The organism is Amycolatopsis sp. VC5-11 (assembly GCF_037034185.1).
Taxonomy (GTDB): domain Bacteria; phylum Actinomycetota; class Actinomycetes; order Mycobacteriales; family Pseudonocardiaceae; genus Amycolatopsis; species Amycolatopsis nivea.
In genome coordinates this window covers 1-241 of sequence record NZ_JBAGKF010000073.1, presented here as the reverse complement: position 1 = coordinate 241, position 241 = coordinate 1, and the positions used below count along the sequence as shown (strand labels likewise).

At 71.0% G+C, this 241-nt stretch carries 1 pseudogene; it reads right to left on the bottom strand.

The features are described from left to right. Nucleotides 1-241: pseudogene (locus WA670_RS45140) on the bottom strand (histidine kinase); the annotation flags it as partial.

Here is a 241-nt window from a genome sequence, read left to right as displayed (position 1 = left end):
CGTACGGTCCCGGAACACCGCCCCCGGCACCGTCCCGTCGACCGACATCCGCAATCCCATCAGGTCGGTGACGTCGCCGCCCGCGCACACCGTCACGGTCAACTCCGCAGGATCAGCGTCCCGCTCCTCGTCGACATCCAGCCCGCCCGCGCCCGGCAACGCGAGCATCGTCACGTCCGAACCGGTCAGCTCCAGCGCACGGCCCGCGATCAGCTCCAGCGCATCCACCGGATCCGTGCCA